The sequence below is a fragment of the Demequina iriomotensis genome (genome assembly GCF_000971395.1).
GTDB classification, from domain to species: domain Bacteria; phylum Actinomycetota; class Actinomycetes; order Actinomycetales; family Demequinaceae; genus Demequina; species Demequina iriomotensis.
In genome coordinates, this window is the sequence record NZ_BBME01000015.1 from 57,674 (window position 1) to 80,868 (window position 23,195).

25 protein-coding genes are annotated in these 23,195 nt (G+C 71.8%); 5 read left to right on the forward strand and 20 right to left on the reverse strand.

The window, feature by feature from the left end; translation table 11 throughout:
* Positions 1–175: 175 nt before the first annotated feature.
* Complete coding sequence (locus tag AOM09_RS10145; protein ID WP_062387723.1) at positions 176–640, forward strand: hypothetical protein; 465 nt, start codon at positions 176–178, stop codon at positions 638–640.
* Between the two features lie 114 nt (positions 641–754).
* Here AOM09_RS10145 and pstB read toward each other — a convergent pair whose 3' ends face one another.
* The 6 genes from pstB to AOM09_RS10175 form a co-directional block, all read right to left on the reverse strand.
* A complete protein-coding gene (gene pstB / locus AOM09_RS10150) occupies positions 755–1,534 on the reverse strand; it encodes a phosphate ABC transporter ATP-binding protein PstB (RefSeq protein WP_062387726.1) in 780 nt (259 codons plus the stop codon).
* A 19-nt stretch (positions 1,535–1,553) separates the two neighbouring features.
* Complete coding sequence (gene pstA, locus AOM09_RS10155; RefSeq protein ID WP_062387729.1) at positions 1,554–2,510, reverse strand: phosphate ABC transporter permease PstA; 957 nt, start codon at positions 2,508–2,510, stop codon at positions 1,554–1,556.
* Entirely contained in the window at positions 2,510–3,508 is a 999-nt protein-coding gene (pstC, locus tag AOM09_RS10160) for a phosphate ABC transporter permease subunit PstC (RefSeq protein ID WP_062387732.1), read from the reverse strand. Before pstC ends, pstA begins: the two co-directional genes overlap by 1 nt.
* Before the next feature lie 98 nt (positions 3,509–3,606).
* Entirely contained in the window at positions 3,607–4,746 is a 1,140-nt protein-coding gene (gene pstS / locus AOM09_RS10165) for a phosphate ABC transporter substrate-binding protein PstS (RefSeq protein WP_062387736.1), read from the reverse strand.
* Positions 4,747–4,986: 240 nt separating this feature from the next.
* Complete coding sequence (locus tag AOM09_RS10170; RefSeq protein WP_062387740.1) at positions 4,987–5,682, reverse strand: response regulator transcription factor; 696 nt, start codon at positions 5,680–5,682, stop codon at positions 4,987–4,989.
* Positions 5,679–6,791, reverse strand: a complete 1,113-nt coding sequence (locus tag AOM09_RS10175) for a sensor histidine kinase (RefSeq protein ID WP_062387744.1) — start codon at positions 6,789–6,791, stop codon at positions 5,679–5,681. The genes AOM09_RS10170 and AOM09_RS10175 overlap by 4 nt, the downstream gene beginning before the upstream one ends.
* Positions 6,792–6,930: 139 nt before the next feature.
* On the opposite strand from AOM09_RS10175, the gene phoU reads away from it, so the two are divergent.
* Positions 6,931–7,590: a phosphate signaling complex protein PhoU gene (gene phoU, locus AOM09_RS10180; protein WP_062387747.1), complete on the forward strand. Its 660-nt coding sequence runs from the start codon at positions 6,931–6,933 to the stop codon at positions 7,588–7,590.
* A gap of 91 nt (positions 7,591–7,681) precedes the next feature.
* Here phoU and AOM09_RS10185 read toward each other — a convergent pair whose 3' ends face one another.
* From AOM09_RS10185 to AOM09_RS10200, 4 genes are all read right to left on the reverse strand, one after another.
* On the reverse strand, positions 7,682–8,164 hold the full coding sequence (locus AOM09_RS10185) for a hypothetical protein (RefSeq protein WP_156162327.1): 483 nt from the start codon (positions 8,162–8,164) through the stop codon (positions 7,682–7,684).
* A gap of 94 nt (positions 8,165–8,258) precedes the next feature.
* Entirely contained in the window at positions 8,259–9,002 is a 744-nt protein-coding gene (locus tag AOM09_RS10190; protein WP_062387753.1) for a phosphoglyceromutase, read from the reverse strand.
* Positions 9,003–9,223: 221 nt separating this feature from the next.
* A complete protein-coding gene (locus AOM09_RS10195; protein WP_062387755.1) occupies positions 9,224–10,291 on the reverse strand; it encodes a lactonase family protein in 1,068 nt (355 codons plus the stop codon).
* Positions 10,288–10,611: a histone-like nucleoid-structuring protein Lsr2 gene (locus AOM09_RS10200; protein WP_062387758.1), complete on the reverse strand. Its 324-nt coding sequence runs from the start codon at positions 10,609–10,611 to the stop codon at positions 10,288–10,290. Before AOM09_RS10200 ends, AOM09_RS10195 begins: the two co-directional genes overlap by 4 nt.
* Before the next feature lie 276 nt (positions 10,612–10,887).
* Here AOM09_RS10200 and AOM09_RS10205 point away from each other — a divergent pair, with 276 nt between their 5' ends.
* Positions 10,888–11,076: a hypothetical protein gene (locus tag AOM09_RS10205; RefSeq protein ID WP_062387761.1), complete on the forward strand. Its 189-nt coding sequence runs from the start codon at positions 10,888–10,890 to the stop codon at positions 11,074–11,076.
* Between the two features lie 13 nt (positions 11,077–11,089).
* Here the strand turns inward: AOM09_RS10205 and AOM09_RS10210 are convergent, their stop codons facing one another.
* The 3 genes from AOM09_RS10210 to nadC all read right to left on the reverse strand — a co-directional run bounded on the left by AOM09_RS10210 (position 11,090) and on the right by nadC (position 13,927).
* Positions 11,090–11,305, reverse strand: coding sequence for a hypothetical protein (locus tag AOM09_RS10210; protein WP_062387765.1), 216 nt, complete (start codon positions 11,303–11,305; stop codon positions 11,090–11,092).
* Position 11,306: 1 nt separating this feature from the next.
* Positions 11,307–12,770, reverse strand: a complete 1,464-nt coding sequence (gene lysS, locus AOM09_RS10215; RefSeq protein ID WP_082099047.1) for a lysine--tRNA ligase — start codon at positions 12,768–12,770, stop codon at positions 11,307–11,309.
* Between the two features lie 230 nt (positions 12,771–13,000).
* Positions 13,001–13,927: a carboxylating nicotinate-nucleotide diphosphorylase gene (gene nadC / locus AOM09_RS10220; RefSeq protein WP_082099024.1), complete on the reverse strand. Its 927-nt coding sequence runs from the start codon at positions 13,925–13,927 to the stop codon at positions 13,001–13,003.
* 111 nt (positions 13,928–14,038) lie between these two features.
* Here nadC and AOM09_RS10225 point away from each other — a divergent pair, with 111 nt between their 5' ends.
* Both AOM09_RS10225 and AOM09_RS10230 read left to right on the forward strand, forming a co-directional pair.
* Complete coding sequence (locus AOM09_RS10225) at positions 14,039–14,299, forward strand: metal-sensitive transcriptional regulator (protein WP_062388123.1); 261 nt, start codon at positions 14,039–14,041, stop codon at positions 14,297–14,299.
* A 104-nt stretch (positions 14,300–14,403) separates the two neighbouring features.
* Positions 14,404–16,086 carry an FAD-dependent oxidoreductase gene (locus tag AOM09_RS10230; RefSeq protein WP_062387771.1) on the forward strand — a complete coding sequence of 561 codons (1,683 nt, stop codon included), beginning with the start codon at positions 14,404–14,406 and terminating at the stop codon, positions 16,084–16,086.
* A gap of 270 nt (positions 16,087–16,356) precedes the next feature.
* Here the strand turns inward: AOM09_RS10230 and AOM09_RS10235 are convergent, their stop codons facing one another.
* From AOM09_RS10235 to AOM09_RS10265, 7 genes are all read right to left on the reverse strand, one after another.
* Positions 16,357–18,051 (reverse strand): L-aspartate oxidase, encoded by a 1,695-nt coding sequence (locus AOM09_RS10235; protein WP_062387775.1) that lies wholly within the window; start codon positions 18,049–18,051, stop codon positions 16,357–16,359.
* Between the two features lie 145 nt (positions 18,052–18,196).
* Positions 18,197–18,664, reverse strand: coding sequence for an aspartate 1-decarboxylase (panD, locus tag AOM09_RS10240; protein ID WP_062387778.1), 468 nt, complete (start codon positions 18,662–18,664; stop codon positions 18,197–18,199).
* Positions 18,665–18,791: 127 nt separating this feature from the next.
* Positions 18,792–19,652: a pantoate--beta-alanine ligase gene (gene panC / locus AOM09_RS10245; protein ID WP_062387781.1), complete on the reverse strand. Its 861-nt coding sequence runs from the start codon at positions 19,650–19,652 to the stop codon at positions 18,792–18,794.
* Entirely contained in the window at positions 19,652–20,581 is a 930-nt protein-coding gene (locus AOM09_RS10250) for a Rossmann-like and DUF2520 domain-containing protein (RefSeq protein WP_062387784.1), read from the reverse strand. Before AOM09_RS10250 ends, panC begins: the two co-directional genes overlap by 1 nt.
* Positions 20,574–22,202, reverse strand: coding sequence for a PH domain-containing protein (locus AOM09_RS10255; RefSeq protein ID WP_062387787.1), 1,629 nt, complete (start codon positions 22,200–22,202; stop codon positions 20,574–20,576). Before AOM09_RS10255 ends, AOM09_RS10250 begins: the two co-directional genes overlap by 8 nt.
* Complete coding sequence (locus AOM09_RS10260; RefSeq protein ID WP_062387789.1) at positions 22,199–22,681, reverse strand: PH domain-containing protein; 483 nt, start codon at positions 22,679–22,681, stop codon at positions 22,199–22,201. Before AOM09_RS10260 ends, AOM09_RS10255 begins: the two co-directional genes overlap by 4 nt.
* Positions 22,682–22,716: 35 nt before the next feature.
* Positions 22,717–23,184, reverse strand: a complete 468-nt coding sequence (locus AOM09_RS10265; RefSeq protein ID WP_156162328.1) for a DUF3180 domain-containing protein — start codon at positions 23,182–23,184, stop codon at positions 22,717–22,719.
* Positions 23,185–23,195 lie beyond the last annotated feature (11 nt).

Here is a 23,195-nt window from a genome sequence, read left to right on the forward strand (position 1 = left end):
ATTCTACCAGTTCGCAAAACCCCAATAACAGGCGCATCATGCCTGGTGATGGGCCGTTGGTCCCTATCGGGGCAAATTCCCGGACCGCTAGGATCCCCGCCCTCGTGCGCGCGGTGGCCCGCTGTCACGCGGAGCCACTATCCTTCCAGTGACGTCACCCCGGAAAGGTCCCGCCGTGAAGCACCCCGCACGCCTCCTCCCCCTCGCCGCCGCGCTCGCGCTCACCGTCGCCGGCTGCAGCACGATCAACCCGATCACCACCCAGATGGCGTACGACGCCTCGGACGGCGTGAGCGTCGAGATCGGCGAGGTCACGGGGCTGAACCTGCTGGTGATCACCGAGGCCGAGGGCTCCGCCGCCGTGCTGACGGGATCGCTGCGCAACGCGGGCGACGAGGACGTCACCGTCTCCGCGAGCATCGACGGCGCCGAGATCGCCTCGATCGACGTGCCCGCGGGCGCGACGGTCCGCCTCGGCGGCGACGAGGGCGAGGCCGCCGTCACCGGCACCTCGACCGCCGCGCCGGGCCTGCTCCAGGACGTATCCTTCCAGACCGAGACCGCCGGCCAGGTCACCGAGCAGGTGCCCGTGCTCGACGGCACGCTGCCGGAGTACGCGCCGGAGCTCGACAGCCTCTGACCGGTGGTGCTGCCGCACCGCTGAACCACCGCATCGTCCCTCACCAGGGAGATGGATGCACGAAGGGCCGATGCGCTGCGCATCGGCCCTTCGTGCGTGGTGACGCCGCGCGGCTCAGCCGAAGCGGCCCGAGATGTAGTCCTCGGTGGCCTTCTCCGACGGCGACGAGAACATCACCGGGGTGTCGTTCATCTCGATGAGCTTGCCGGGCTTGCCCGTGCCCGCGATGTTGAAGAACGCGGTCCGGTCCGACACGCGCGCGGCCTGCTGCATGTTGTGCGTGACGATGACGATCGTGTACTCGTCCTTGAGCTCCTGCATGAGGTCCTCGATCGCGAGAGTCGAGATCGGGTCGAGCGCGGAGCACGGCTCGTCCATGAGGAGCACGTCGGGCTGGATGGCGATCGCGCGCGCGATGCACAGTCGCTGCTGCTGGCCGCCGGACAGGGACGAGCCGGGCTTGTCGAGGCGGTCCTTGACCTCCTCCCAGAGGTTCGCGCCGCGCAGCGACGACTCCACCAGGTCGTCGGCGTCCGACCGCGAGATGCGCTTGTTGTTGAGCTTGACGCCCGCGAGCACGTTCTCCGCGATCGACATCGTCGGGAACGGGTTGGGGCGCTGGAAGACCATGCCGACGTGGCGGCGGACCGTCACCGGGTCGACGTTGTCCCCGTAGAGGTTGACGCCGTCCACCAGGACCTCGCCCTCGACGCGCGCGCCGGGGATGACCTCGTGCATGCGGTTGAGGGTGCGAAGGAACGTCGACTTGCCGCAGCCCGAGGGGCCGATGAACGCCGTCACCGACTTGGGCTCGATGGCGAGGGACACGTCCTCGACCGCCAGGAAGCTCGAGTAGTAGACGTTCAGGTTGTTGACGTCGATGCGCTTGGACACGGTGTCTCCGGGTTCTGGCTCAGCGGCCGGTCTTGGGGGAGAAGAAGCGGGCGATGAGGCGGGCGATGAGGTTGAGGGCCATCACGATGAGGATGAGCACCAGGGCCGCGCCCCATGCGCGGTACTGCGTGATCTCGCCGATGCAGGTCGCGGTGTTGCAGGGCAGCACGCCCTTCTCGTACTCCGAGATGATGTACACCGGCAGCGACATCATGCGGCCGTCGAAGAGGTTGAAGTTCATCGAGTCGGTCACGCCGACGGCGACGAGCAGCGGCGCGGTCTCGCCGATGACGCGCGCGATCGCGAGCGTGACGCCCGTGGTGATGCCCGCGATGGCTGTGCGCACCACCACCTTGAGGACCGTCAGCCACTTGGGCACGCCGAGCGCGTAGGAGGCCTCGCGCAGCTCGTTGGGCACGAGGCGCAGCATCTCCTCGGACGAGCGCACCACCACGGGGATCATGAGCACCGACAGCGCGATCGCGCCGACGATGCCGAGCTTGGTGCCCGGGCCGGCGACCACCGCGAAGAGCGAGTAGGCGAACAGGCCGGCGACGATGGACGGGATGCCCGTCATGACGTCGACGAAGAAGGTGATGGCCTTCTTGAGCCAGCCGCTGCCGTACTCGACCAGGTAGATCGCGGTGAGGAGGCCCACCGGCACGGAGATCACCGTCGCCGCGAGGGTCATCATCACGGTGCCCCAGATGGCGTGCAGGATGCCGCCGAACGCCGGCTCGGAGCCGAAGACGCCGCGCATGCTCTGCTGGAGGAACTCGAGGTTGAAGCCCGCGTCGAGCCCCTCCGCATCAGAGATGAAGAAGCGGTCGATGCCGTTGACCACCACGGTGACGGCGAGCCACACGAGCGGGATCACCGCGACGGCGAAGGCGCCGTAGATCACCACGGTCATGCCGGCGTTCTTGAGCCGACGCGAGCGCGACAGGGCGCCCAGGGGCATGGTCGATGTCGCCATCAGTTGGCTCCCGAGAATTCGCTACGACGGCTGACGACCCAGCGGGCGAGCATGTTGACGAGCAGGGTGATCACGAACAGCGCGAGGCCCATCGCGATGAGCGAGTTCACGCCGAGCGCGTTGGCCTCGGGGAACTGCAGCGCGATGTACGCGGCGATGGTGTTGTGCTGGTTGGGCTGCAGGATGTTCGCGGAGAACGTGAGCCCGGGGCTGATGATCATCAGCACCGCCATGGTCTCGCCGAGCGCGCGACCCAGCCCCAGCATCGTCGCGCCGATCATGCCGGAGCGACCGAACGGGAACACCGCCATGCGGATCATCTCCCACCGGGTGGCGCCCATCGCGAGGGCGGCCTCCTCGTGCAGCTTCGGGGTCTGGAGGAACACCTCGCGCGACACGGCGGAGATGATCGGGATGATCATGATGGCGAGGACGATGCCGGCGGAAAGGGCCACCCGGCCGGTGAACACCTCGCCGGACTCCGGCGGCGCGAAGATCGGGATCCAGCCCAGGTAGTCCGCGAGGAACTGGTAGAAGGGCTGGAGGAACGGCACGAGCACCGCGACGCCCCAGAGTCCGTAGACCACCGACGGCACCGCGGCGAGCAGGTCGATGAGGTAGCCGAGGCCCTGCGCGAGCTTGCGCGGGGCGAAGTGCGAGATGAACAGCGCGATGCCGATCGCGACGGGCGTCCCGAGCAGCAGCGCGATCACCGAGATGAGGATCGTGCCGTAGACGAGGTAGCCGACGATCTCGAGGAGGCTCTGGCCGTCCTCCGGCTTGATGAAGGAGACGGACTCGCCGAGCTCCGCCGCGGGCATCGAGACCGCGGGCCACGCCTCCATGAGGAGGAACGTCGCGACCGCCGCGAGCGTGATGAGGATGAGGGACCCGGCGCCGGTGGAGACCCACTTGAACGCATGGTTCGCGGCTGCGCCGGGATGGGTGCCGTAATCGCTCGGCGGCGCTGTCTCCGGCGACTGATCTGTGGTCGTCACGCTCGGGTCTCCCTTGGTTGCGGCCCCATCGTAATGGGCAAGGTGGTGGGCTCACCCGTCGAGGGTGAGCCCACCACCTGTCAGGTCCTACGAGGCCGTCAGGCCGCCGCGATCTCGTCGAGGATCGCGGTCACGTGCGCCGAGAGGTCCGCGGGAAGCGGGGCCGAGCCGGCGGCCTCCGAGGCGGCCGCCTGGCCCTCCTCCGAGGCGACGTACTTCTCGAACGCGGTGACGAGCGCACGCTCGGTCTCGTCGTCGTACTGCGAGCAGACGATGTGGTAGCTCACCAGGGTCAGCGGGTAGGCCGAGGAGTCCGTGGTGGTGCGGTCGATCGCGTACGCGAGGTCGTTGTCACCGTTGGCGGTGTCGGACAGCGGCGACGCAGCGATGATGTTCGCGGCGGCCTCGGCCGAGTAGGGGACGTACTCCTCGCCGACCTTGAGGGCGACGGTGCCGAGCGAGCCCGCACGCGACGCGTCGGCGTAGCCGATCGCGCCGGCCGTGGAGGTCACGGTGTCGACCACGGCCGAGGTGCCGTCGGCGCCGACCGACTGGCTCGCGGCGGTCGAGAACTCCTTGGTCGCCTCGTACGGCCACGCGCCACCCGACGCCTGCTCGAGGTAGTCGGTGAAGTTGTCCGACGTGCCCGAGGAGTCGGAGCGGTAGACCACGGTGATGTTCGACGACGGGAGCTCGACGCCCTCGTTCTGCGACGCGATGGCCTCGTCGTCCCACGTGGTGATCTTGCCGTCGAAGATGTTCGCGATGGTCTCGGCGTCGAGGTTGAGCGACGTCACGCCGTCGAGGTTGAAGATGACCGCGACGGGCGAGATGTACATCGGCAGGTGGTAGGCGCCACCCTCGCCGTCGCAGCGCTCGACCGCGGTGGCGTACTCGGACTCGTCGAGCAGGCCGTCGGAGCCGGCGAACGGCACGGCGCCGGCGAGGAACTGCTCGATGCCGCCGCCCGAGCCGACCGGGTCGTAGCCCACGGTCACGTCGGCGTTCGCGGACTGGAAGCCGGCGCGCCACGCGTCCATCGCGGACTCCTGCGACGAGGCACCGGCACCCTGGAGGTTGCCGGACAGCTCGGCCATGGCCTCGGTGGTCTCCGTGGCGGACTCCGAGCCGGTGCTCGAGCCGGCCGGCGGCTCCTCGTTGGAGGCCGAGCAGGCGGCGAGCGAGAGCGACAGCGCGGCAGCGGTGAACACCGCGCCGGTACGAATGGCAAGCTTCACGTTCGATTTCCTCACGTCTTCTTGTGATCCCGGCTCATTGCCGGATGACCCTCACGTTAGGGACGCCAGGTAACGGGCCACGGGGCGCTTTCTGAACTCAGGGTGAACATCCGATGAACTGCCCGGCGCCGTGATCGAAACGTGACGATGATGGGCGCGCCCGCGTCCGCATCGTCCGGTTTCGCGCCGCCCGGGCGCGTTGGCGCCGGGCACGATGGCGCCGGGCGCCGCCCCCCGGGGTCACCCCTCGAAGCTGTAGCCCACCCCGCGGACGGTCTGGATGAGCGTCGGCTCGGCCGGGTCCGCCTCGACGCGGCTGCGGATGCGCTTGATGTGGACGTCGAGCGTCTTGGTGTCGCCGAAGTAGTCCGAGCCCCACACGCGGTCGATGATGACCTGGCGCGGCAGCACGCGGCCCGCGTTCTGCGCGAGCAGGTGCAGGAGCGCGAACTCCTTGGGGGGCAGCGACTGGGTCTGCCCGTCGCGCGTGAGCTGGAGGCGCTCGGGATCGAGCGTGATGCCGCCGACGGTGAGCCGCTCGGGCTCGTCGGCGATGTCGCGAGCGCCGCTCGCGTAACGGCGCAGCACTGCCCGCATGCGCGCGACGAGCTCGCGGCCGGAGTACGGCTTGGTGACGTAGTCGTCCGCGCCGAGCTCGAGGCCGATGATCTTGTCCACCTGATCGTCCTTGGCCGTCACCATGACGACCGGCACGTCCGAGCGCTCGCGCACGGCCTTGAACACCTCGGGCCCGGACATGCCGGGCAGCATGAGGTCGAGCAGGATGAGGTCCGCGCCGTCGCGCACGAACGCCTCCAGGCCTGCGGTCCCGGTGGCCGCGAGCGCGACGGAGAAGCCCTCGCGCTCGAGCAGCACCTGCAGCGAGTCGCGGTACGACTCCTCGTCCTCGACGACGAGGATCCGTGCCTCGGTCATGTTCCCTCCCGGTGTACGGCGAGCTTGAAGGTGAAGGTGGAGCCCACGCCCGGCTCGGACCACAGTGCCACCGATCCGGAGTGCTGAAGCGCGATGTGCTTGACGATGCTGAGGCCCAGCCCGGTGCCGCCCGTCTCGCGCGAGCGCGCCGGGTCGGCGCGGTAGAAGCGCTCGAAGATGCGCTCCTGGTCCTTGGGGTCGACGCCGATGCCCTTGTCGATCACCGCGACCGAGGCGACGCCGTCGCGCGCGGTCATGGAGACCACCACCTCGGTGCCCTCGTCCGAGTAGGCGATCGCGTTGTCGATGAGGTTGCGCAGCGCCATGACGAGCAGGTCGCGATCGCCCATGACGATGGGCCGCTCCCGCACATCGGTGACCAGGCGCATCGCCTTGGTCTCGGCGCCCAGCCGCGAGCCCTCGATGGCCTCGTGCACCACGCCCTCGAGGTGGAGCTCCTCGTGCTCGAGCACGGAGCCGCCGCCCTGGAGCCGCGAGATCTCGATGATCTCCTGGATGAGCTTGGTGAGCCGGCGCGACTCCTTGCGCATCTTCTTCGAGAACCGGCGCACCAGCTCCGGGTCGTCGGCCCCGTCCTCGATGGTCTCCGCGAGCAGGCTCAGCGCGCCCACGGGCGTCTTGAGCTCGTGCGAGACGTTGACCGCGAACTCGCGCCGCGACTGCTCGGCGGCGCGCGACTCGGTGTTGTCGTTGACCACCGCGAGGCACAGCTCGTCGTCGAGCGGAGTCACGCGCACGTGGACGAAGCGCGGGGTGGTGAGGACGCCGCGGTGCACCGCGATCTCGTCCTCGAGCGCCATGTCGCGCCGCCACGCCTCCTCCGCCAGGTCCGCGAGGTCGGTGTTGAGCGCGCCGTCGGGGCGCGCGACGCCGAGCGCAGCCGCCGCGCTGTTGCTGTAGGCGCTCCGCCTGTCGCGACGGACGACCACGGTGCCGGACTGCAGCGCGCTCATGAGCTGCCTGGTCCGATGCGGGACGAGGGTCGACGCGATGGTCGCGTTGCGCTCGCGCACGAGCAGCACCAGCCACACGACGAGGGCGCCGATGGCGGCGCCGACGATCGCGGCGATCCACACCTCCGGGCTCATGGCGACACAGTAACCACGCCCCCGGACGTTCACCCAATGTTCACGCGAGGCACCGATTGTTCACCGAGGTCCCCGGGCGGATTGACCAAGGCCCCTGGCAGTGATGCCAGACTGGGACTGCACAGCCAGAAGGAGAGCCATGCGCACCCTGTTCAATGCCGAGATGTCGGAGCTCGCGGACGACCTGATCGCGATGGCGCGTCACGTCGAGACCGCGATCACGGACGCGTCCGACGCCATCCTCAAGTCCGACGTCGAGCTCGCCCAGAGCGTGATCGCCAAGGACGCGAAGCTCGACGAGCTCGAGCAGCTGGTCGACGAGCGCTGCGTCCTGCTCATCGCGCAGCAGCAGCCGGTGGGGCTCGACCTCCGCACCATCATCTCGTCGCTGCGGATCTCCGCGTCGCTCGAGCGCATGGGCGATCTCGCGCAGCACATCGCGGAGGCCGCGCGCCGCGCCTACCCCGGATCGGCGATCCCCGACTCGCACCGCGAGATCATCGAGGGCATGGCCGCCGCGTCCAAGGAGGCCGCGTCCGAGACGGTCCGCCTGCTGGAGACGCGCGACCTCAACGTCGCCGCGGCGATCGTGTCGGACGACGACAACCTCGACGCCCTCCACTCGCGCGCCTACAAGGCCATCGTGGACGGGGAGTACCAGGGCTCGCCCCAGGAGACCCTCGACCTCGCGCTGCTCGCCCGCTACTACGAGCGCTTCGGCGACCACGCCGTGGGTGTGTCCCGTCGCATCGTCTACCTGGTCACGGGCGACGTCTCCGACTCGAGCGCCAAGATCTGACGCGCGGTGCGCGCGGGAAGCGCGCGCCGGACGGCACGGAGGCCCCGACCGCATGGTCGGGGCCTCCGTCGTTCCTGGGACGATGCGCGGGTCACCCGACCAGCGGGGACTCGCCGGGCGGCGACCACAGCGGCGTCCGCCGCCGCCAGGTGAGGACCCCCAGCACCGTGAACAGCGCCCCGAAGGCGGCGAAGCCGACCGTGCTCAGCACGTTCGATCCGAGCGCGACGTCGCGCACGTAGTACTCCGGGTCGTCGAGCGAGTAGCGGATGTCCAGCGACGAGCCGACCTCGGGCTCGCCAGCCACGTCCGTCGTCGTCGTCACAATGGTGCGCCCCTCGCACGTGAGGTAGGCGAGCTCGACCTCGACGTGGTCCTCGCCGACGTGGACCTCCCGCACCCACGCCGTCGCGGTGTGCGCGCCCGCCCCGAGGTGAGCGTCGAAGTCGGCGAACCCGTATGCGAAGAACGCGCACACCGCCGCGAGGGCGAGCAGGAGCGCGCCGCCGGTCCTCCGCGATCGCAGGACTGCAGCGGCACGCTTGCTCCATCGCGGCCCCTCAGCACGCTCCATATGCGGAGATTAGCGGGTATGACGGGTGCTGGCGAGAGCACGAGGGCCCCCGACCTGACGGTCGGGGGCCCTCCGGATCGCGCGGGTCGCGCTGCTACTTCTTGCCCTGGTTCGCGACGGCCTGGATGGCGGCCGCTGCGGCCTCCGCGTCCAGGTAGGTGCCGCGCGGGTTGGTGGGCTTCAGGGTCTCCTCGTCGAGGTGGTAGACCAGCGGGATGCCCGTGGGGATGTTGACGCCCACGATCTCGTCGTCCGCGATGTCGTCGAGGTGCTTGACGATCGCACGCAGCGAGTTGCCGTGCGCCGCGACCATGACGGTCTTGCCGGCCTTGAGGTCCGGGACCACCTCAGACTCCCAGTAGGGCAGCGCGCGCTCAAGGACGTCCTTGAGGCACTCCGTCTTGGGGGTCGGCTCGCCCGCGTAGCGCGGGTCGCCCTCCTGCGTGTACGTGTTGTCGGCGGAGATCTCCGGCGGCGGCACGTCGTAGGAGCGGCGCCAGATCATGAACTTCTCCTCGCCGAACTGCTCGAGGGTCTCGGCCTTGTTCTTGCCCTGGAGGTCGCCGTAGTGGCGCTCGTTGAGGCGCCAATTCCGCTTCACCGGGATCCAGTGGCGGTCCGCGGCGTCGAGTGCGAGGTTCGCGGTCATGATCGCGCGACGCAGCAGCGAGGTGTGCACCACGTCGGGGAGGATGCCCTCCTCCTTGAGGAGCTCGCCGCCGCGCTTGGCCTCGCCCCAGCCCTTGTCGTTGAGCGGGACGTCGACCCAGCCCGTGAACAGGTTCTTCTCGTTCCACTCGCTCTCGCCGTGGCGGAGCAGGATCAGTGTGTAGGTCATGCGGTCAGCCTAGTAGGGCCGGGCGCGACCGCGCTGGCCCAAGGTCCCGCCGCCCCTCCCCCTGGACACTGGCAACGGATCTCGCCGGGACGATGCGGCGTGTCGCCCGATCTGGGCGCGACACGCCGGGGAACCGGGACCAACTCCGTTCGAAGTGTCCGGGCGGGCCGGGCAGTGTCCGGGCGGGCCGGGCAGTGTCCGGGCGGGCCGGGCAGCGCGGGTCAGACCTCGATCACGCAGGCCGGGCTGGTGACCTCGCCCACGGCGTGCGGCAGCTCCACCACCTCGCCGATGCCCAGCTCGGGCGGCATCGTCACCACGTCGGCCAGCGCGTACGAGCGCACGGCGTGACCGCGCTCCTCCCCCACCACGAGCCGATCGCCGAGCGCCGCGAAGTAGCGGGGCCACCGGCCTGCGTCGAACGCGCCCCGATAGGCGAGCTCGCCCTCCGGCGCGACGTCGAAGATCGAGATGACGTCCGCGCCGCGAACCGACACGAGCAGCACATCGCCCGTGTGCCCACGCACGATCGCGACATGCGCGTCCTGCAGCTCCGCGCTGCGCGGCGCGACCAGGGTCGAGGGCCGCTCGGCGATGATGTCCGCGGTGGACGATGCGTCGTCCCACCGCAGCGTCCGCAGCTGGTGATCGAGCTCGCACGTGACGTAGAGAAGGTGTCCGCGCGTCGCCACGTGCCGCGGCCCCGCGCCGGGAGGCAGGGTCGCCGCGATGCCGTCGGGCTCGAGCAGGCCGCCCTCGACGATGCGGTAGCGGCGCAGCTCGTCGGTGCCGAGGTCCGCGACCAGCACGTGGCGCCCCCCGGGCGCGATCAGTGCCGAGTGCGCGTGCGGGCCCTCCTGACGGGCGGTGTTCGGGCCCGTTCCGGCGTGCCCGAGCAGCTGCGCCGGCGCATCGTCGGTCGGGAGCCCGTCCTCGCCCAGCGTCAGGACCGCGAGGTCGCCGCTCGAGTAGTGGCTCACGTACAGCGTGCGCGCGTCGGGCGCGAGCAGCAGGTGGCACGCGTCGGCGCCGCCGGTGGCGACGCGATGCACGATGCGCGGCGCGGCCGGGCGCGAGACGTCGAGCACAGCCAGCTCGCTCGCGGGCAGCTCGCACGCGACGTACACGAGCGGCTCGCGCGGGTGCGCGACCAGGAACGAGGGCGCGGGAAGCTCGAGGACCTGCTCGGACGCGACCGAGTCAGGGGTGGCCGAGCGCCAGATGCCCTCACCCGCTCCGGCCGGGGTGCCGAGACCCGCGGCCGGATAGGTGCCCCACAGGAGCGTCACTGTGCGGCGTCGTACGCCTCGCGCACCTTCGCGGGGATGCGGCCACGCTCGGGCACCTCGACGTCGTTGTCCTTCGCCCACGCACGGATCGCGGCGGCCGAGGGACCGGTGCCCGTACGGCGGGCGCGGCCCGCAGGCTTGCGCGAGACGGTGCGGCGACCTGCGGCGACCCACGGCGCGAGCGCGTCGCGGAGCTTCTGGGCGTTCGCCTCGTTGAGGTCGACCTCGTACGAGGCGCCGTCGAGGCTGAACGAGACCGTCTCCGACGCCGCGGAGCCGTCGATGTCGTCGACCAGCACAACCTGAACCTTCTGCGCCACGGCAGCTTCCTTCCTCAGCAGGTGCCCCGATATTCGCATTGTGGACGCATGCGCGTCAATTCGATTCACACCGTTTATGGAAAACGCATTCCTCGGAAAGTCGAGGAAAATCGGCCGACCGCCCCGGGCGGCGCCGATAATCGCCTCGCGAAAAGCCCCACGACACGCCGGACCCGCGCCGCACCAGCGGGTTCGCGGCGGCCATTGCCCTGGCACGCTCGCGCGGGTAGCGTGCGTTCTCACACCATAGGAGAGAACCTGCGAACGGGAGCCGGCATGAGGACGGAGCAGCGCAGCTCACGCGCACTGGGGCTGATCGCCGCCGTCGCCGTCATCCTTGCGATGCTGCCTCCGCTCGCCGGGGTCGCGACCGCGCTCGGCCTGCTCGCCCTCGCGTGCGTCGCGGGCGCGGGCGTGCTCGCGTTCATGGCCGAGGATCAGGCCCCCCGACACGCCGCGCGCTGAGGGCGCGGCGCGGTCAGGACCCGGCCGAGGCCTGGGGCGCCCGACCCGTCCCCGCCGCCGCATCGTCCGACGGTGAGGCCGCCGCCGCATCGGCCGCAGCGTCGGCTTCGGCGAGGGCGGCGCGCTCGTTGCGGTCGGCGCGGATCACGCCGCGCATGACGTACCAGAAGATCGCGCCGACGCCGATGGACGGGATGATGCCCACGAGGACCTGCTGCCACACCGGCATGTCAGTCCTCCGTCGGCTTGACCAGCGGGAACAGGATGGTCTCGCGGATGCCGAGGCCCGTGAGCGCCATGAGCAGGCGGTCGATGCCCATGCCCATGCCGCCGCTCGGGGGCATCGCGTACTCCATCGCGGTGAGGAAGTCCTCGTCGAGGCGCATCGCCTCGTCGTCGCCCTGGGCCGCCATGCGGGCCTGCTGCTCGAAGCGCTCGCGCTGGATGACGGGGTCGACCAGCTCGGAGTACGCGGTCGCGAGCTCGAAGCCGCGGACGTAGAGGTCCCACTTCTCGACCACGCCGTCCTTGGTGCGGTGGTCTCGCGTGAGCGGGCTGGTCTCGACCGGGAAGTCACGGACGAAGGTCGGCTGGTGGAGCGTGTCGCCCAGGTGGTGCTCCCACAGCTCCTCGACCAGCTTGCCGTGGTTGACGCGCTTGGGGTCGACGGAGACCTCGAAGCGGTCGCACAGCGCCTCGAGCTGAGCGACCGAGGTGGCGGGGGTGATCTCCTCGCCGAGCGCCTCCGAGAGCGAGTCGTACATGGAGATGGTGCGCCACTCGCCGGAGAGGTCGTACTCCGAGCCGTCGGCGAGGGTCACCACCTGCGTCCCGAAGATGTCGTCGGCGGCGCCCTGGACCAGGCTCTGGGTGAGCTCGGCCATGGTGTCGTAGCTGCCGTAGGCCTCGTACGCCTCGAGCATCGAGAACTCGGGGCTGTGCGAGCTGTCGGCGCCCTCGTTGCGGAAGTTGCGGTTGATCTCGAAGACCTTCTCGATGCCGCCGACGGCCGCGCGCTTGAGGAAGAGCTCGGGCGCGATGCGCATGTAGAGGTCGATGTCGTACGCGTTCATGTGCGTGACGAACGGGCGCGCCGCCGCGCCGCCGGGCTGCGTCTGCAGCATCGGGGTCTCGACCTCGATGTAGCCGCGCGAGTGCAGGCTCTCGCGAAGGCTGCGGTTGAGCTTGGCGCGGTTGCGGACGGTGTCGCGCGCCACGGGGCGGGCGATGAGGTCGACGTAGCGCTGGCGCACGCGGGTGTCCTCGGCGAGGTCCTTGTGCAGCGTGGGCAGCGGGCGCAGCGACTTCGCGGCGATCGCCCACTCGGAGGCGAACACCGACACCTCGCCGCGGCGGGACTTGATCGCGCGCCCGCGGGCGAAGAGGTGGTCGCCCAGGTCGACGGTGCTCTTGAAGGCGGCCAGCGACTCCTCGCCCACCTCCGCGAGGCTCAGCATGATCTGCAGGCGCTCGCCCTCGCCGTCCTGGATGGACGCGAAGCACAGCTTGCCGGTGTTGCGGATGAAGACCACGCGGCCCGCGACGCCGACGACGTCCTGGGTCTCCTCGCCGTCCTCGAGGCCGGCGTACTGCGCCTTTACCTCAGCGATCTCGTGCGTGCGGGGCACGGTGACCGGGTACGCCTCGCCGCCCTCGGCGATCAGTCGGTCGCGCTTCTCGCGACGCACGCGCATCTGCTCGGGGACGTCGTCGATGGTCTCGGGGGCGGGCGCGGTCTGTTCGGTCACGCGGGCAATTCTACGTGGCGCCTGCTACCGCGGCGCTCCGCGCAGGCATGCCGTCCGGGCACAGCGCAGGACGTCATGCATCCCGTCGACATTGCTTGCCATGGCAAACCTGAGGATTGTCATGGCAAGCAATCTCGACGGGAAGGGGTTCGCCCTGCGCCGCAGGGGCGCACGCCTCAGGCGAGATCCAGGCCCAGGTCCACGATCGGGCTCGAGTGCGTGAGCGCCCCCACCGACATGAAGTCGACCCCCGTCTCCGCCACGTCGCGCACGGTCGCGAGCGTCAGCCCGCCCGTCGCCTCGAGCCACACCTTCCCGGTCGCCGCCTCACCCGCGCGCACCTGCGACACCAGCGCGCGCATCGTCGCCGGGTCCATGTTGTCGAGCATGAGGAACCGCGCGCCCGCCGCGATCGCCTCCACCGCCTGCGCGGCATCCTCGACCTCGACCTGCACCGGCACGTCGGGGTAGGCGTCGCCGATGCGCGCGATCGCCGCCGCGACCGACCCGGCCGCCACGATGTGGTTGTCCTTCACCATCGCGCAGTCGAACAGCCCCATGCGCTTGTTGACGCCGCCTCCCACGCGCACCGCGTACTTCTCGATCTCGCGCAGCCCGGGGGTGGTCTTCCGGGTGTCGAGCACGTGCGCGCCGGTGCCCGCGAGCGCATCGGCCCACCGCCGCGTATGGGTCGCGACGCCCGACGCCCGCGACATGAGGTTGAGCAGCGTGCGCTCGGCGATCAGCACCACGTGGCCCGGACCTTCGAGACGCGCGATCACCGCACCGGGCGCGAGCCTGTCCCCGTCGGCGGCCTCCCGGACCACGCTCGGCACCTCGAGGTCGTGACGCGTGGCGACCTGGCGCATCGTCTCCTCGATCGCGTCGACGCCCGCCAGCACGCACGCCTCGCGTGCGGCGACCACGCCCGCGACGCGCACGTCGGAGGGGATGGTCGCCTGCGTGGTGACGTCGCGCCCCGGATCGCCGCCCAGGTCCTCGTCGAGCGACGTGCGGACGATGCGCGCGAGCGCGTCGGCGTCGAGCGGGGCCACGGTCGCGGCGGCGACCGCGAGCTCCTCGGGGTGCGGCATGCGAGTCATGGCCCCATTGTGGCCCCACCCGCGGCGGTCACCCTCCTGGTGCATATACCCCCTCGGGGTATGCTGGGACCTCGCCGTCACGCACCACATGGGAGGACTGCCATGGCCGAGATCCACCTGAGCCCCGAGGACATGGACCCCGTGGTCAAGCGCCTGCGCCGCGCGCACGGCCAGCTCGCCGGCGTCCTCAAGATGATCGAGGACGGGCGCGAGTGCGCCGATGTGGTGACGCAGCTCGCCGCCGTGTCGAAGGCGATCGACCGCGCGGGCTTCACCATGATCGCGACCGGCCTCGAGCAGTGCATCCGGACCGACGAGGACACCACGGAGGCGCGCGAGCGCCTGCAGAAGATGTTCATGTCGCTGGCCTGACGCCGCGCATCGTCCCTGGTCGGGAGCACCGGGACCTAGGTCGGAATATACCCCCAGGGGTATCTGTTAGCCTGGTCCACGAACCCTCGACGGAAGGACCACTCATGCGCATCCTGGTGATCGGCGGAGTCGCGGGCGGCATGAGCGCCGCCGCGCGGGCGCGCCGCCTCGACGAGCAGGCCGAGATCATCGTGTTCGAGAAGGGCCGCTACGTCTCCTTCGCGAACTGCGGGTTGCCCTACCACGTGGGAGGCGAGATCGAGCAGGACTCGTACCTGCTGCTCCACTCCCCCGAGTCGCTGCGCGCCGAGCTCGACCTCGACGTCCGCATCGAGCACGAGGTCATCGGCATCGACCGCTCCGCGCAGACCGTGCTGGTCGCGACGCCGGGCGGCACCGAGACCTTCGCATACGACGCCCTGGTGCTCTCGCCCGGCGCGGACGCGATCCTCCCCCCGATCCCCGGCATGGACCTGCCCCAGGTCACCCACCTGCGCACCGTCGACGAGGCGCGATCCCTGGCCGCGCGCGCCGCCTCCGCGAGGCGCGCGGTCGTCATGGGCGCGGGATTCATCGGGCTCGAGACGGCCGAGGCCTTCCGCCACCGCGGTCTCGAGGTCACCCTGGTCGAGCTCGCGCCGCAGGTGCTCCCGCCGCTCGCTCCCGAGATGAGCGCGCTCGTCGAGAAGGAGCTGCGCGCGCACGGCGTCGACGTGCGCACCGGGGTCGCGGCCACCGGCGTGCGCGCCGGCGGGGACGATGCGGCGGTCACCGTCGCGCTCGGCGACGGCACCGAGGTGCCCGCCGACATCGTCGTGGTGTCGGTGGGCGTCACGCCCAGCTCCGCGCTGGCCGCGGAGGCGGGCCTCGAGGTGACGGACCGCGGCGCGATCGTGGTCGACGAGCTCCAGCGCACCTCCGATCCTCACATCTGGGCCGCGGGCGACGCGACCGCCGTGCGCCACGGCGTCACCGGCCAGGTGGGCCCTGTGCCGCTCGCCGGCCCCGCGAACCGCCAGGGCCGCCGCGCCGCGGACTCCATCATGGGACGCTCCGACGCGGCTCAGCCGGTGCTCGGCACGGCCATTGTTCGCGCGTTCGGTCTTACCGCCGCCACCACGGGCGCCTCGCCGCGGATGCTCGACGCCGCCGGCATCGACCACGTCGTGGTCCACACCCACCCGGGCAATCACGCGGGCTACTTCCCCGGCTCGCAGATCCTGCACCTCATGGGGGTCTTCTCGCTCGACGGCAGGCTGCTGGGCGCGCAGGCGGTGGGCCCCGACGGCGCGGACAAGCGCATCGACGTGCTCGCGACGGCGCTGCGCGCGGGCTTCTCCGCCGCCGACATCGCGGAGCTCGAGCTCGCGTACGCGCCGCCGTTCGGCTCGGCCAAGGACCCGGTCAACATGCTGGGCTTCCTCGCGCAGAACGTCCTCGACGGCACCACCCGGGTGTGGCGCTTCCAGGACCTCGAGCAGGTCCGTGCCGAGGCGCTGATCCTCGACGTGCGCTCCGAGCGCGAGTACGCGATGGGCCACCTGCCCGAGGCGGTCAACCTCCCGCACACCCACCTCCGGGAGCATCTCGACGGCGTGCGTCAGCTGGCCGGCGACCGGCCGGTGCGCGTCCTGTGCGCGTCGGGCGTGCGCTCGTACTACGCGCACCGCGTGCTCGCGCAGCACGGCTTCGACTCAGCGACGCTCGACGGCGGCATGTTCACGCTGGTCGAGGCGGTCCCAGGCCTCGAGCTCGCGACCGGCGCGTTCCAGCCCGCGAACGCGTAGCGGTCGCTCGGCCGTGGTGGCCCGCCTGCGGAATGGGGCCACCACGGTCGCTCTCCGTCTCACCATGAGCCCCATGGGGCGCTGAGCGTCGCGCGTCGCGGCCACGCGTCGCGAGCGACCGCCGTTGCCCCATGCGAGGCATCCGCGCGTCCGAAGCGACCGTGAACGCCCCATTCCCGCGGGGTCGGCCTGTGGGGGGCGGCCTGTGGGGTCTGCCAGTGGGGGCGGCGCGTGGGGTCGGAGCAGGGTTGGCCCGCGCGACGCGCGGCCCTACTCCCCCAGCTCGAGCGGCGCCTTCATGAACTCGAGGTCGCCGTCGGGCGACAGCCGCGCCGCGAGCCTCACGGCCCACGCGGGATCGGTGTCGGGGAAGTCCGCGCGCTGGTGCCCGCCGCGCGACTCCTCGCGCAGCAGCGCGGCCTGGCACAGCACCGAGGCGGCGGCGACGATGTTCGTGGTCTCCCACTCCGCCGTCTGCGGCGCCACACGCGCGACCGGGTCGGTGTGGAAGCGCGCGCGGATGCGGTCGAGCCTCGCCACCGCGTCGTCGAGCCCGTCGCCGTCGCGGACCGGGCCCGCACCCTCGTGGGCGATGCCCTGCACCCGGGCGCGCATCGTCGCCGGGACCAGGGCCGACTCGCCCGCCCGCTCGACCGGATCGAGCTGGCTCACCAGCCCCTCCGCGACCGCGGCGGCGGCGTCCCGCGCGGCGCGGCGCGCGAACACCAGCCCCTCGAGCAGGGAGTTCGAGGCGAGGCGGTTGGCGCCGTGCACGCCCGTGCAGGCCGCCTCGCCGATCGCGTAGAGGCCCTTCTGTGTCGAGCGCCCGTGCAGGTCGGTGAGGATCCCGCCGGAGTGGAAGTGCTGCGCCGGCGCGACCGGGATGAGGTCTTGCGCCATGTTGAGGCCGTGGTCCTTGAGCGAGGCCCAGATCGACGGGAACCGCTGCTCGAGGAAGGACCGGTCGAGGTGGCGGCAGTCGAGGAAGACGGAGTCGGCGTCCTCATCGCGCATCTCCTCGACGATGGTGCGGCTCACCACGTCGCGGGGCGCGAGCTCGGCCATGGGGTGGGTGCCGACCATGAAGCGCTCGCCCGCGCCGTTGAGGAGGTACGCGCCCTCGCCGCGGACGGCCTCCGAGATGAGCGGCAGCTGGCCGCGCGCATTCGCTCCCTGCCACAGCACGGTCGGGTGGAACTGCACGTACTCGACGTCCGCCACCGCGGCGCCCGCGCGCAGGCCCACCGCGAGGCCGTCGCCCGTGGACGAGGCGGGGTTGGTCGACGAGCGGAACACCTGGCCGATGCCGCCCGTCGCGATGAAGACGGCCTTCGCGAGCGCCGCGCCCACGCCGTCGCGCTGGCCCTCGCCGATGATGTGGATGGTCGCGCCGCACACGGGACCGGGGCGACCGTCCGCGTCGGGCGCGGCCGTGAGGAGGTCGACCACCATGGCGTGCTCGATCACCTCGATGCCCGGGTCGTTGCGCACCGCCTCGAGCTGCTCGACCAGCGCGCGCGAGACCTCGGCACCCGTCGCGTCGCCTCCCGCGTGCACGATGCGGTCGCGGTGGTGGCCGCCCTCGCGGGTGAGCGTGAGGTCGCCGTCGGGCCCGGTATCGAACTGCGCGCCGCGGCGCAGCAGCTTGCGGACGCTGTGGGGGCCCTCGGTCACCAGGACGCGGACGGCCTCCTCGGAGCACAGCCCGACGCCCGCGACGAGGGTGTCCTCGAGGTGCTCCTCGGGGGTGTCCTCGGGGTCGAGCGCCGCCGCGATGCCGCCCTGGGCCCACACCGTGCTCCCCGATGAGAGCACGCCCTTGGTCACCACGAGCACGCGGTCGACCCGCTCCCGGAGGTCCAGCGCGGTGGTGAGGCCGGCGATCCCGGAGCCCACGACGATGACGTCGGTCTCGATGGTCCAGCCGGGCTGAGGCGCGGCGAGGCTGCGCACGAAGGCGGTCATCAGGCCAGGTTAGCGGTGCGGATGCGGGACCTCGGCCCCGCCCCTCGCCTCTGACACCAGCAACGGATCTCGCGACGCGGCGCCGCCCCCGATCCGCGCATCGTCCATCCTCACCGGCGTGTCGGGATCGACTCCATTGCCAGTGTCAAGAGGTCGGGTAGGCGTCCCAGCCCTGCGAGTGGAACTCGTGGACGGGGAGCCCGGAGGGTTCGAGGCCCGCGGCGTCGTCGGGCACCAGGCCCGGCTCGTCGGAGAGCTCGACGATGCGGTTGTCGCCGTCGACGAAGACCACGTGCGGTTCGAAGGTCCGCGCCTCGGCGTCGGCGAGCATGCCGTAGCCGATGATGATCACCAGATCGCCGGCGTGCACCAGGTGGGCGGCCGCCCCGTTGATGCACAGCACGCCCGAGCCGCGCGCTCCGGGGATCGCGTAGGTGGTGAGCCGCGCGCCGTTGGTGACGTCGACGATGTCGACCTGCTGGCCGGGCAGCAGATCCGCCGCCTCCATGAGGTCGACGTCGATGGTGACGGAGCCGACGTAGTGCAGGTCCGCCTGGGTCACGGTGGCCCGATGGATCTTGGAGATCATCATGGGGCGCTGGAGCGAGGTCATGGGAAGCCTTCTGAATCTGGACAGTGCCAACGGAGTTCGCCGCGACACGCCGGAGATCGGGTCACGATGCACGGGTTGGCCCCCGCGTGTCGGGACCAGCTCCGTTGGAAGTGTCGGACGGGGCGGATCAGCGGAAGCGCGTCACCACGTTGTCGATGAGCCGGGTCTCGCCCACGCGGGCCGCCACGGCGAGCACCGCCTCTCCACGGTAACCCTCGGGCACCACGTCAGCGGTCACGGGGTCCTGGAACTCGAGGTAGTCGACCTCGACCCCGGGCTGCGCGGCGAGCACCGCGCGACCCACCGCGAGCGCGCCCGCGACGCCCGCGCCGGAGCGCACCGCCGCCTCGGCCTCGCGCAGGGACGCCGACAGCACCAGCGCGCGCTCGCGCTCCGCGGCAGAGAGGAAGACGTTGCGCGAGGACAGCGCGAGCCCGTCGGCGTCGCGCACGGTGGGCACCGCGACCACGCGGACGGGGAAGTTGAGGTCGCGCACCATGGTGCGCACCGCGATGACCTGCTGCGCGTCCTTCTGACCGAAGTACGCGAGGTCGGGCTGCGTGAGGTTGAGCAGCTTCGCGACCACGGTGAGCACGCCGTCGAAGTGGCCGGGACGATGCGCGCCCTCGAACACCTCGCCGATCGCCCCCGCGGACACCGTCACCACGGGCTCGCCGCCCGCGTACACCTCCTCGACGGAGGGGGCGAAGACCACGTCGACGCCGAGCGGCTCGAGCAGCGCGCAGTCGGCCTCGAGGGTGCGCGGGTAGCGGTCGAGGTCCTCCGCGTCGTCGAACTGGAGGGGGTTGACGAAGACGGTGACCACCACCTCGTCGGCGGCCTCGCGCGCCTCGCGCACGAGCGCCAGGTGACCCTCGTGGAGCGCACCCATGGTCATGACGACCGCCCGCGAGGCGCGGTCGCCCGCGCGCCTGGCCGGCCGCGATGCCGGTCCCCGCAGCTCGCTCGCCGTGTGGACGATGCGCATCAATCTCCCATCCCGTCGGTGCCGAGCGTCGCGATGAGGTCGGCGTACTGCGCCGGACCGATGCGGCCCCCGCTCAGCGCGAGGTCCGCCGTCGCGCGCGCCATGGCACGATACGCGAAGAGCGCCTCCGGCTGCCCGTCGAGCGCACGCAGGTGCGCCGCGACCGTGCCGGCGTCGCCGCGGACCACCGGTCCCGTGAGGGTCGCCACCGCGCCTGGCGCGTCCCGCAACGCGCCGTCGACCGAGGCGTGGATGAGCGGCCCGAGCACGCGCGCGGGCTCCTCGATGCCGATGCGCGCGAGCACCCCGCTCGCCTGCGCGACGGCGGTGACCACGTGGTTCGCGCCGTGCACCAGGGCCGCGTGATACAGCGGGCGGTCCCACTCCTCGACCACCACGGGCTCGCCGCCCATCTCGACCACGAGCGCCTGCGCGATGGGCAGCATCCCGGGCGGCGCGGTCACGGCGAACACCGCGTCGATGAGGCGCGAGCGGTCCATGGACGTGCCCGTGAAGGTCATCGCGGGATGGATCGCGAGCGGCACGATGCCGGGCGTCGCGGACTGCGCGAGCACCTCGATGCCGTGGCGACCCGACGTGTGCACGACGAGCTGCCCGGGCCGCCACGCCTCGACCTTGGCGAGGCCGGTCGCGACCGGGCCGATCGCATCGTCCGGCACGGTGAGGAGCACCAGCTCGGCGGCCCGCACCACCTCGTCCGGGTCCGCCACGGGGACCCCCGGCAGCAGCGCGTCGATGCGCGACAGGGTCGCGTCGGAGACGCCGGACGCCGCAACGATCTCGTGGCCCGCCTCGCGCAGCGCGGCGGCGAGCACGGCCCCCACCCGGCCCGCGCCCACGAGGCCGATGCGCAGGCGACCCGGGCGTCGCGTGTTCCCGTTGATCGCGTGTCCGCGGACGTCATCCATCGCGGTCTCCTCCCTGCGTCGCGGGGACATCCGTGTCGAGCCCGACGGCGGTCATCCACTGCTCGGGCGTCTGGCGCCGCCTGCCGTCGCGGGCCCGCCGTGCCTGCGCGTCGAGCAACGCGATCGCGTCGTCCACGTCGAGGTGCGCGGCGACGGGCCGCACGGGGCCCTGGGTCGAGTGGACCTCGACGTTCGCGAGGCGCAGCGCGCGCCGCAGCGGGCCCTGCGTCAGCCCGAGCGACTGCGTGCGCTCGTGCGGCACCACCGTGAGCTCGCGCTCCCACCGCCCGCGCCGGATCAGCAGCGCGCGGTCGGTGGCGCGCACGCCGCGGAAGCGCCACTGGAGCGGGTCGAGGCGCCGCGCCCGCGCCGGGCTCGCGAGGAAGCCGCCCTGCTCGCCCGCGCCGCTGAGCGCATGCCCGAGCGTGCCGTGCGGGTCGGGGTCGCCCAGGTCGGGCAGCACCAGCCACACCGCGAGAATCGCCTCCTCGCGCGTCGCGACGGGGTGGAGCACGGAGACCGACTCGTCGTTCTCGCCGTAGCCCGCGACGTTGAGGGTGATGCGCCACCAGTCCTTGCCGCGCCACAGCAGCGGCTGGTGGAGGCGGATCGCCTGGACGCGGCCCGGCGGCACGGTCTGGCGACGAGTCTCCGTGAGACCGTGCCGGAGCCGCAGCCCGTCGGCCGAGACGGCGGCCGCGAAGCCGAAACCGCCGTTGATGCGGGTCCAGAAGAACCCCAGCAGGGCGCCGAGCGCACCGATGATGGCGAACAGGCTGGTCCCGATCGCGGCGAGCACCACGCCCAGCAGGTCGTAGTGGAAGCCGAAAGCCGCGACGAGCGCGGTCACCGGCATGAGCGCCAGAAAGATCGCGGGTCCGGAGAAGACAGTCGACAGCAGCAGGCGCCCGAACGGGACCCTGTAGACCTCGCGCTCCTCGGCCGCCGCGACCGAGGTGCGGACGCTCTCGCGTCCCGCGAGCACCGCGCCGGGGTCCTGGAGCGCCTGGGCGCGCTCCGTCAGGTGGTCGAGCAGGGACGATGCGGCGCGCGCGGGGTCGCCGGGCGCTGGGTCCCCGGGCGCGGCCTCCCCCTCCCGCGCATCGTCCGCGGCGCGAAGGCCGGCGGCGAGGAGCAGGATCTCGTTGCGCAGCGCCTCGGCGTCGCCGAGGCGGAGGAACTTGAGCTCGACCCCCGCGCGGTCGCCGCCGGCGACCTGCACGGACAACGCCGCGAAGCCGAAGACGCGCGCGAGGAAGGGCTGCACCACGTCGACGGCCTGGAGCCGGTCGAGCCGCGCCTGACGCTGCTGCTGGGTGACGATGCCCTGGCGGAGGTAGACCGCATCGTCGCCGATGCGGTACATCGTGCGGCTCCACCGCCACACGGACAGCGCGAGGGTGATCGCAAGCCCCAGGATCGCGGCGACCGCGAGCCCGATGAGCGGGAAGCGGTCGAAGAACTCCCAGTCCTCGTCGTCGCCCGCGACCCAGTCGGGAAGGCGCTGGTGGATGACGTAGGCGAACAGAAGGCCCAGCACCGCCCAGCCGCCCAGGAAGGGCGACACGGGGTGGAGGCGCGTCCACTCGCGCGGCGCGGTGAAGACGGACGGCGTGCTCACAGCCCGGCGAGCCTCGCCTCGCCGCGCGTGGTGAGGCGGTCGCGCAGGCGCGCGGCCTCGTCGGTGGGCACGCCCGCGATCGACGCGTCCGTGCCGGGCGACGCGGTGTGCAGCTGCACGGTCGCGATGCCGAGCTTGCGCTCGAGCGGCCCCGCCTTGACGTCGACGAACTGCATGCGGCCGTACGGCACCACCGTGACGGAGCGGAACATGCGGCCCTTGCGGACCAGCAGGTCGTCGTCACCCTCGGCCCACGCGTGGGCCGTGACCTGGCGGATCACCACCCACGTGCTCCAGGCGCCCAGCGCGAGCAGGGTGAGCGGGAAGGCCAGCACCCACGCCTGAGCCACCGCGAGCGCCACGACCACGCCGCCCAGCGCCAGCAGGCCGACCGCGATCCACAGCGGCACCAGCCGCGCGGTGATGAGCGTGCGCGACACGGGCACCCAGGGAGCGGCGGAGTTCTCGTACCAGCTCATGGGTTCAGTGTGCCAGGGGTGGGCGATCCGGCCGGTCACGCCGGCTGGGAGCCGCGCTTGTCGTCGCCGTCGCCGCCGTCCTTGCACCAGTGCTCGGCGATGAGGCCCGCGGTCACGAGCACCAGGCCGCCGAGCGCCGCGACGAACGCGGAGATTGCGACCTCGCGCCGCGGCGCGTGCGACCACTCGATCGCGATGGCGAGCCCGTAGCCGCTGAACGCGCCCGCGATGATCGTGCCCGTGTACGAGCACGCCTGCGCGAACACCGCGGTGCGGGCCGCGCGCAGCCCGCTGAGGCCCGGGTTCTTCCCGCGCCGGTACTGACGCACGGTCCACGCGAGCCACAGCGCCGCGATCGCGACGAGCGCGGCGACCAGCACCACGGTCCACGGCACGGCCAGAGGAGTACGCCCCGACGTGACCGCCATGCGCGCGATCGCCCACGCGATCACGCCCATCGCGATCGCGAGGATCACCAGGCGCACACGGCTGAGAGGCGTCACGATGCGCCCCG

Bases quoted from the DNA above. Each gene is read 5' to 3' on its own strand.
- AOM09_RS10175 (WP_062387744.1), bottom strand. From the start codon at position 6,791: ATGAGCCCGGAGGTGTGGATCGCCGCGATCGTCGGCGCCGCCATCGGC.
- AOM09_RS10190 (WP_062387753.1), bottom strand. From the start codon at position 9,002: ATGACCTACACACTGATCCTGCTCCGCCACGGCGAGAGCGAGTGGAAC.
- lysS (WP_082099047.1), bottom strand. From the start codon at position 12,770: ATGCGCGTGCGTCGCGAGAAGCGCGACCGACTGATCGCCGAGGGCGGC.
- AOM09_RS10205 (WP_062387761.1), top strand. From the start codon at position 10,888: ATGAGGACGGAGCAGCGCAGCTCACGCGCACTGGGGCTGATCGCCGCC.
- panC (WP_062387781.1), bottom strand. From the start codon at position 19,652: ATGCGCATCGTCCACACGGCGAGCGAGCTGCGGGGACCGGCATCGCGG.
- AOM09_RS10235 (WP_062387775.1), bottom strand. From the start codon at position 18,051: ATGACCGCCTTCGTGCGCAGCCTCGCCGCGCCTCAGCCCGGCTGGACC.
- phoU (WP_062387747.1), top strand. From the start codon at position 6,931: ATGCGCACCCTGTTCAATGCCGAGATGTCGGAGCTCGCGGACGACCTG.
- AOM09_RS10185 (WP_156162327.1), bottom strand. From the start codon at position 8,164: ATGGAGCGTGCTGAGGGGCCGCGATGGAGCAAGCGTGCCGCTGCAGTC.
- AOM09_RS10230 (WP_062387771.1), top strand. From the start codon at position 14,404: ATGCGCATCCTGGTGATCGGCGGAGTCGCGGGCGGCATGAGCGCCGCC.
- AOM09_RS10170 (WP_062387740.1), bottom strand. From the start codon at position 5,682: ATGACCGAGGCACGGATCCTCGTCGTCGAGGACGAGGAGTCGTACCGC.
- AOM09_RS10260 (WP_062387789.1), bottom strand. From the start codon at position 22,681: ATGAGCTGGTACGAGAACTCCGCCGCTCCCTGGGTGCCCGTGTCGCGC.
- pstA (WP_062387729.1), bottom strand. From the start codon at position 2,510: ATGGCGACATCGACCATGCCCCTGGGCGCCCTGTCGCGCTCGCGTCGG.
- AOM09_RS10210 (WP_062387765.1), bottom strand. From the start codon at position 11,305: ATGCCGGTGTGGCAGCAGGTCCTCGTGGGCATCATCCCGTCCATCGGC.
- AOM09_RS10250 (WP_062387784.1), bottom strand. From the start codon at position 20,581: ATGGATGACGTCCGCGGACACGCGATCAACGGGAACACGCGACGCCCG.
- panD (WP_062387778.1), bottom strand. From the start codon at position 18,664: ATGACCTCGCTCCAGCGCCCCATGATGATCTCCAAGATCCATCGGGCC.
- nadC (WP_082099024.1), bottom strand. From the start codon at position 13,927: ATGACTCGCATGCCGCACCCCGAGGAGCTCGCGGTCGCCGCCGCGACC.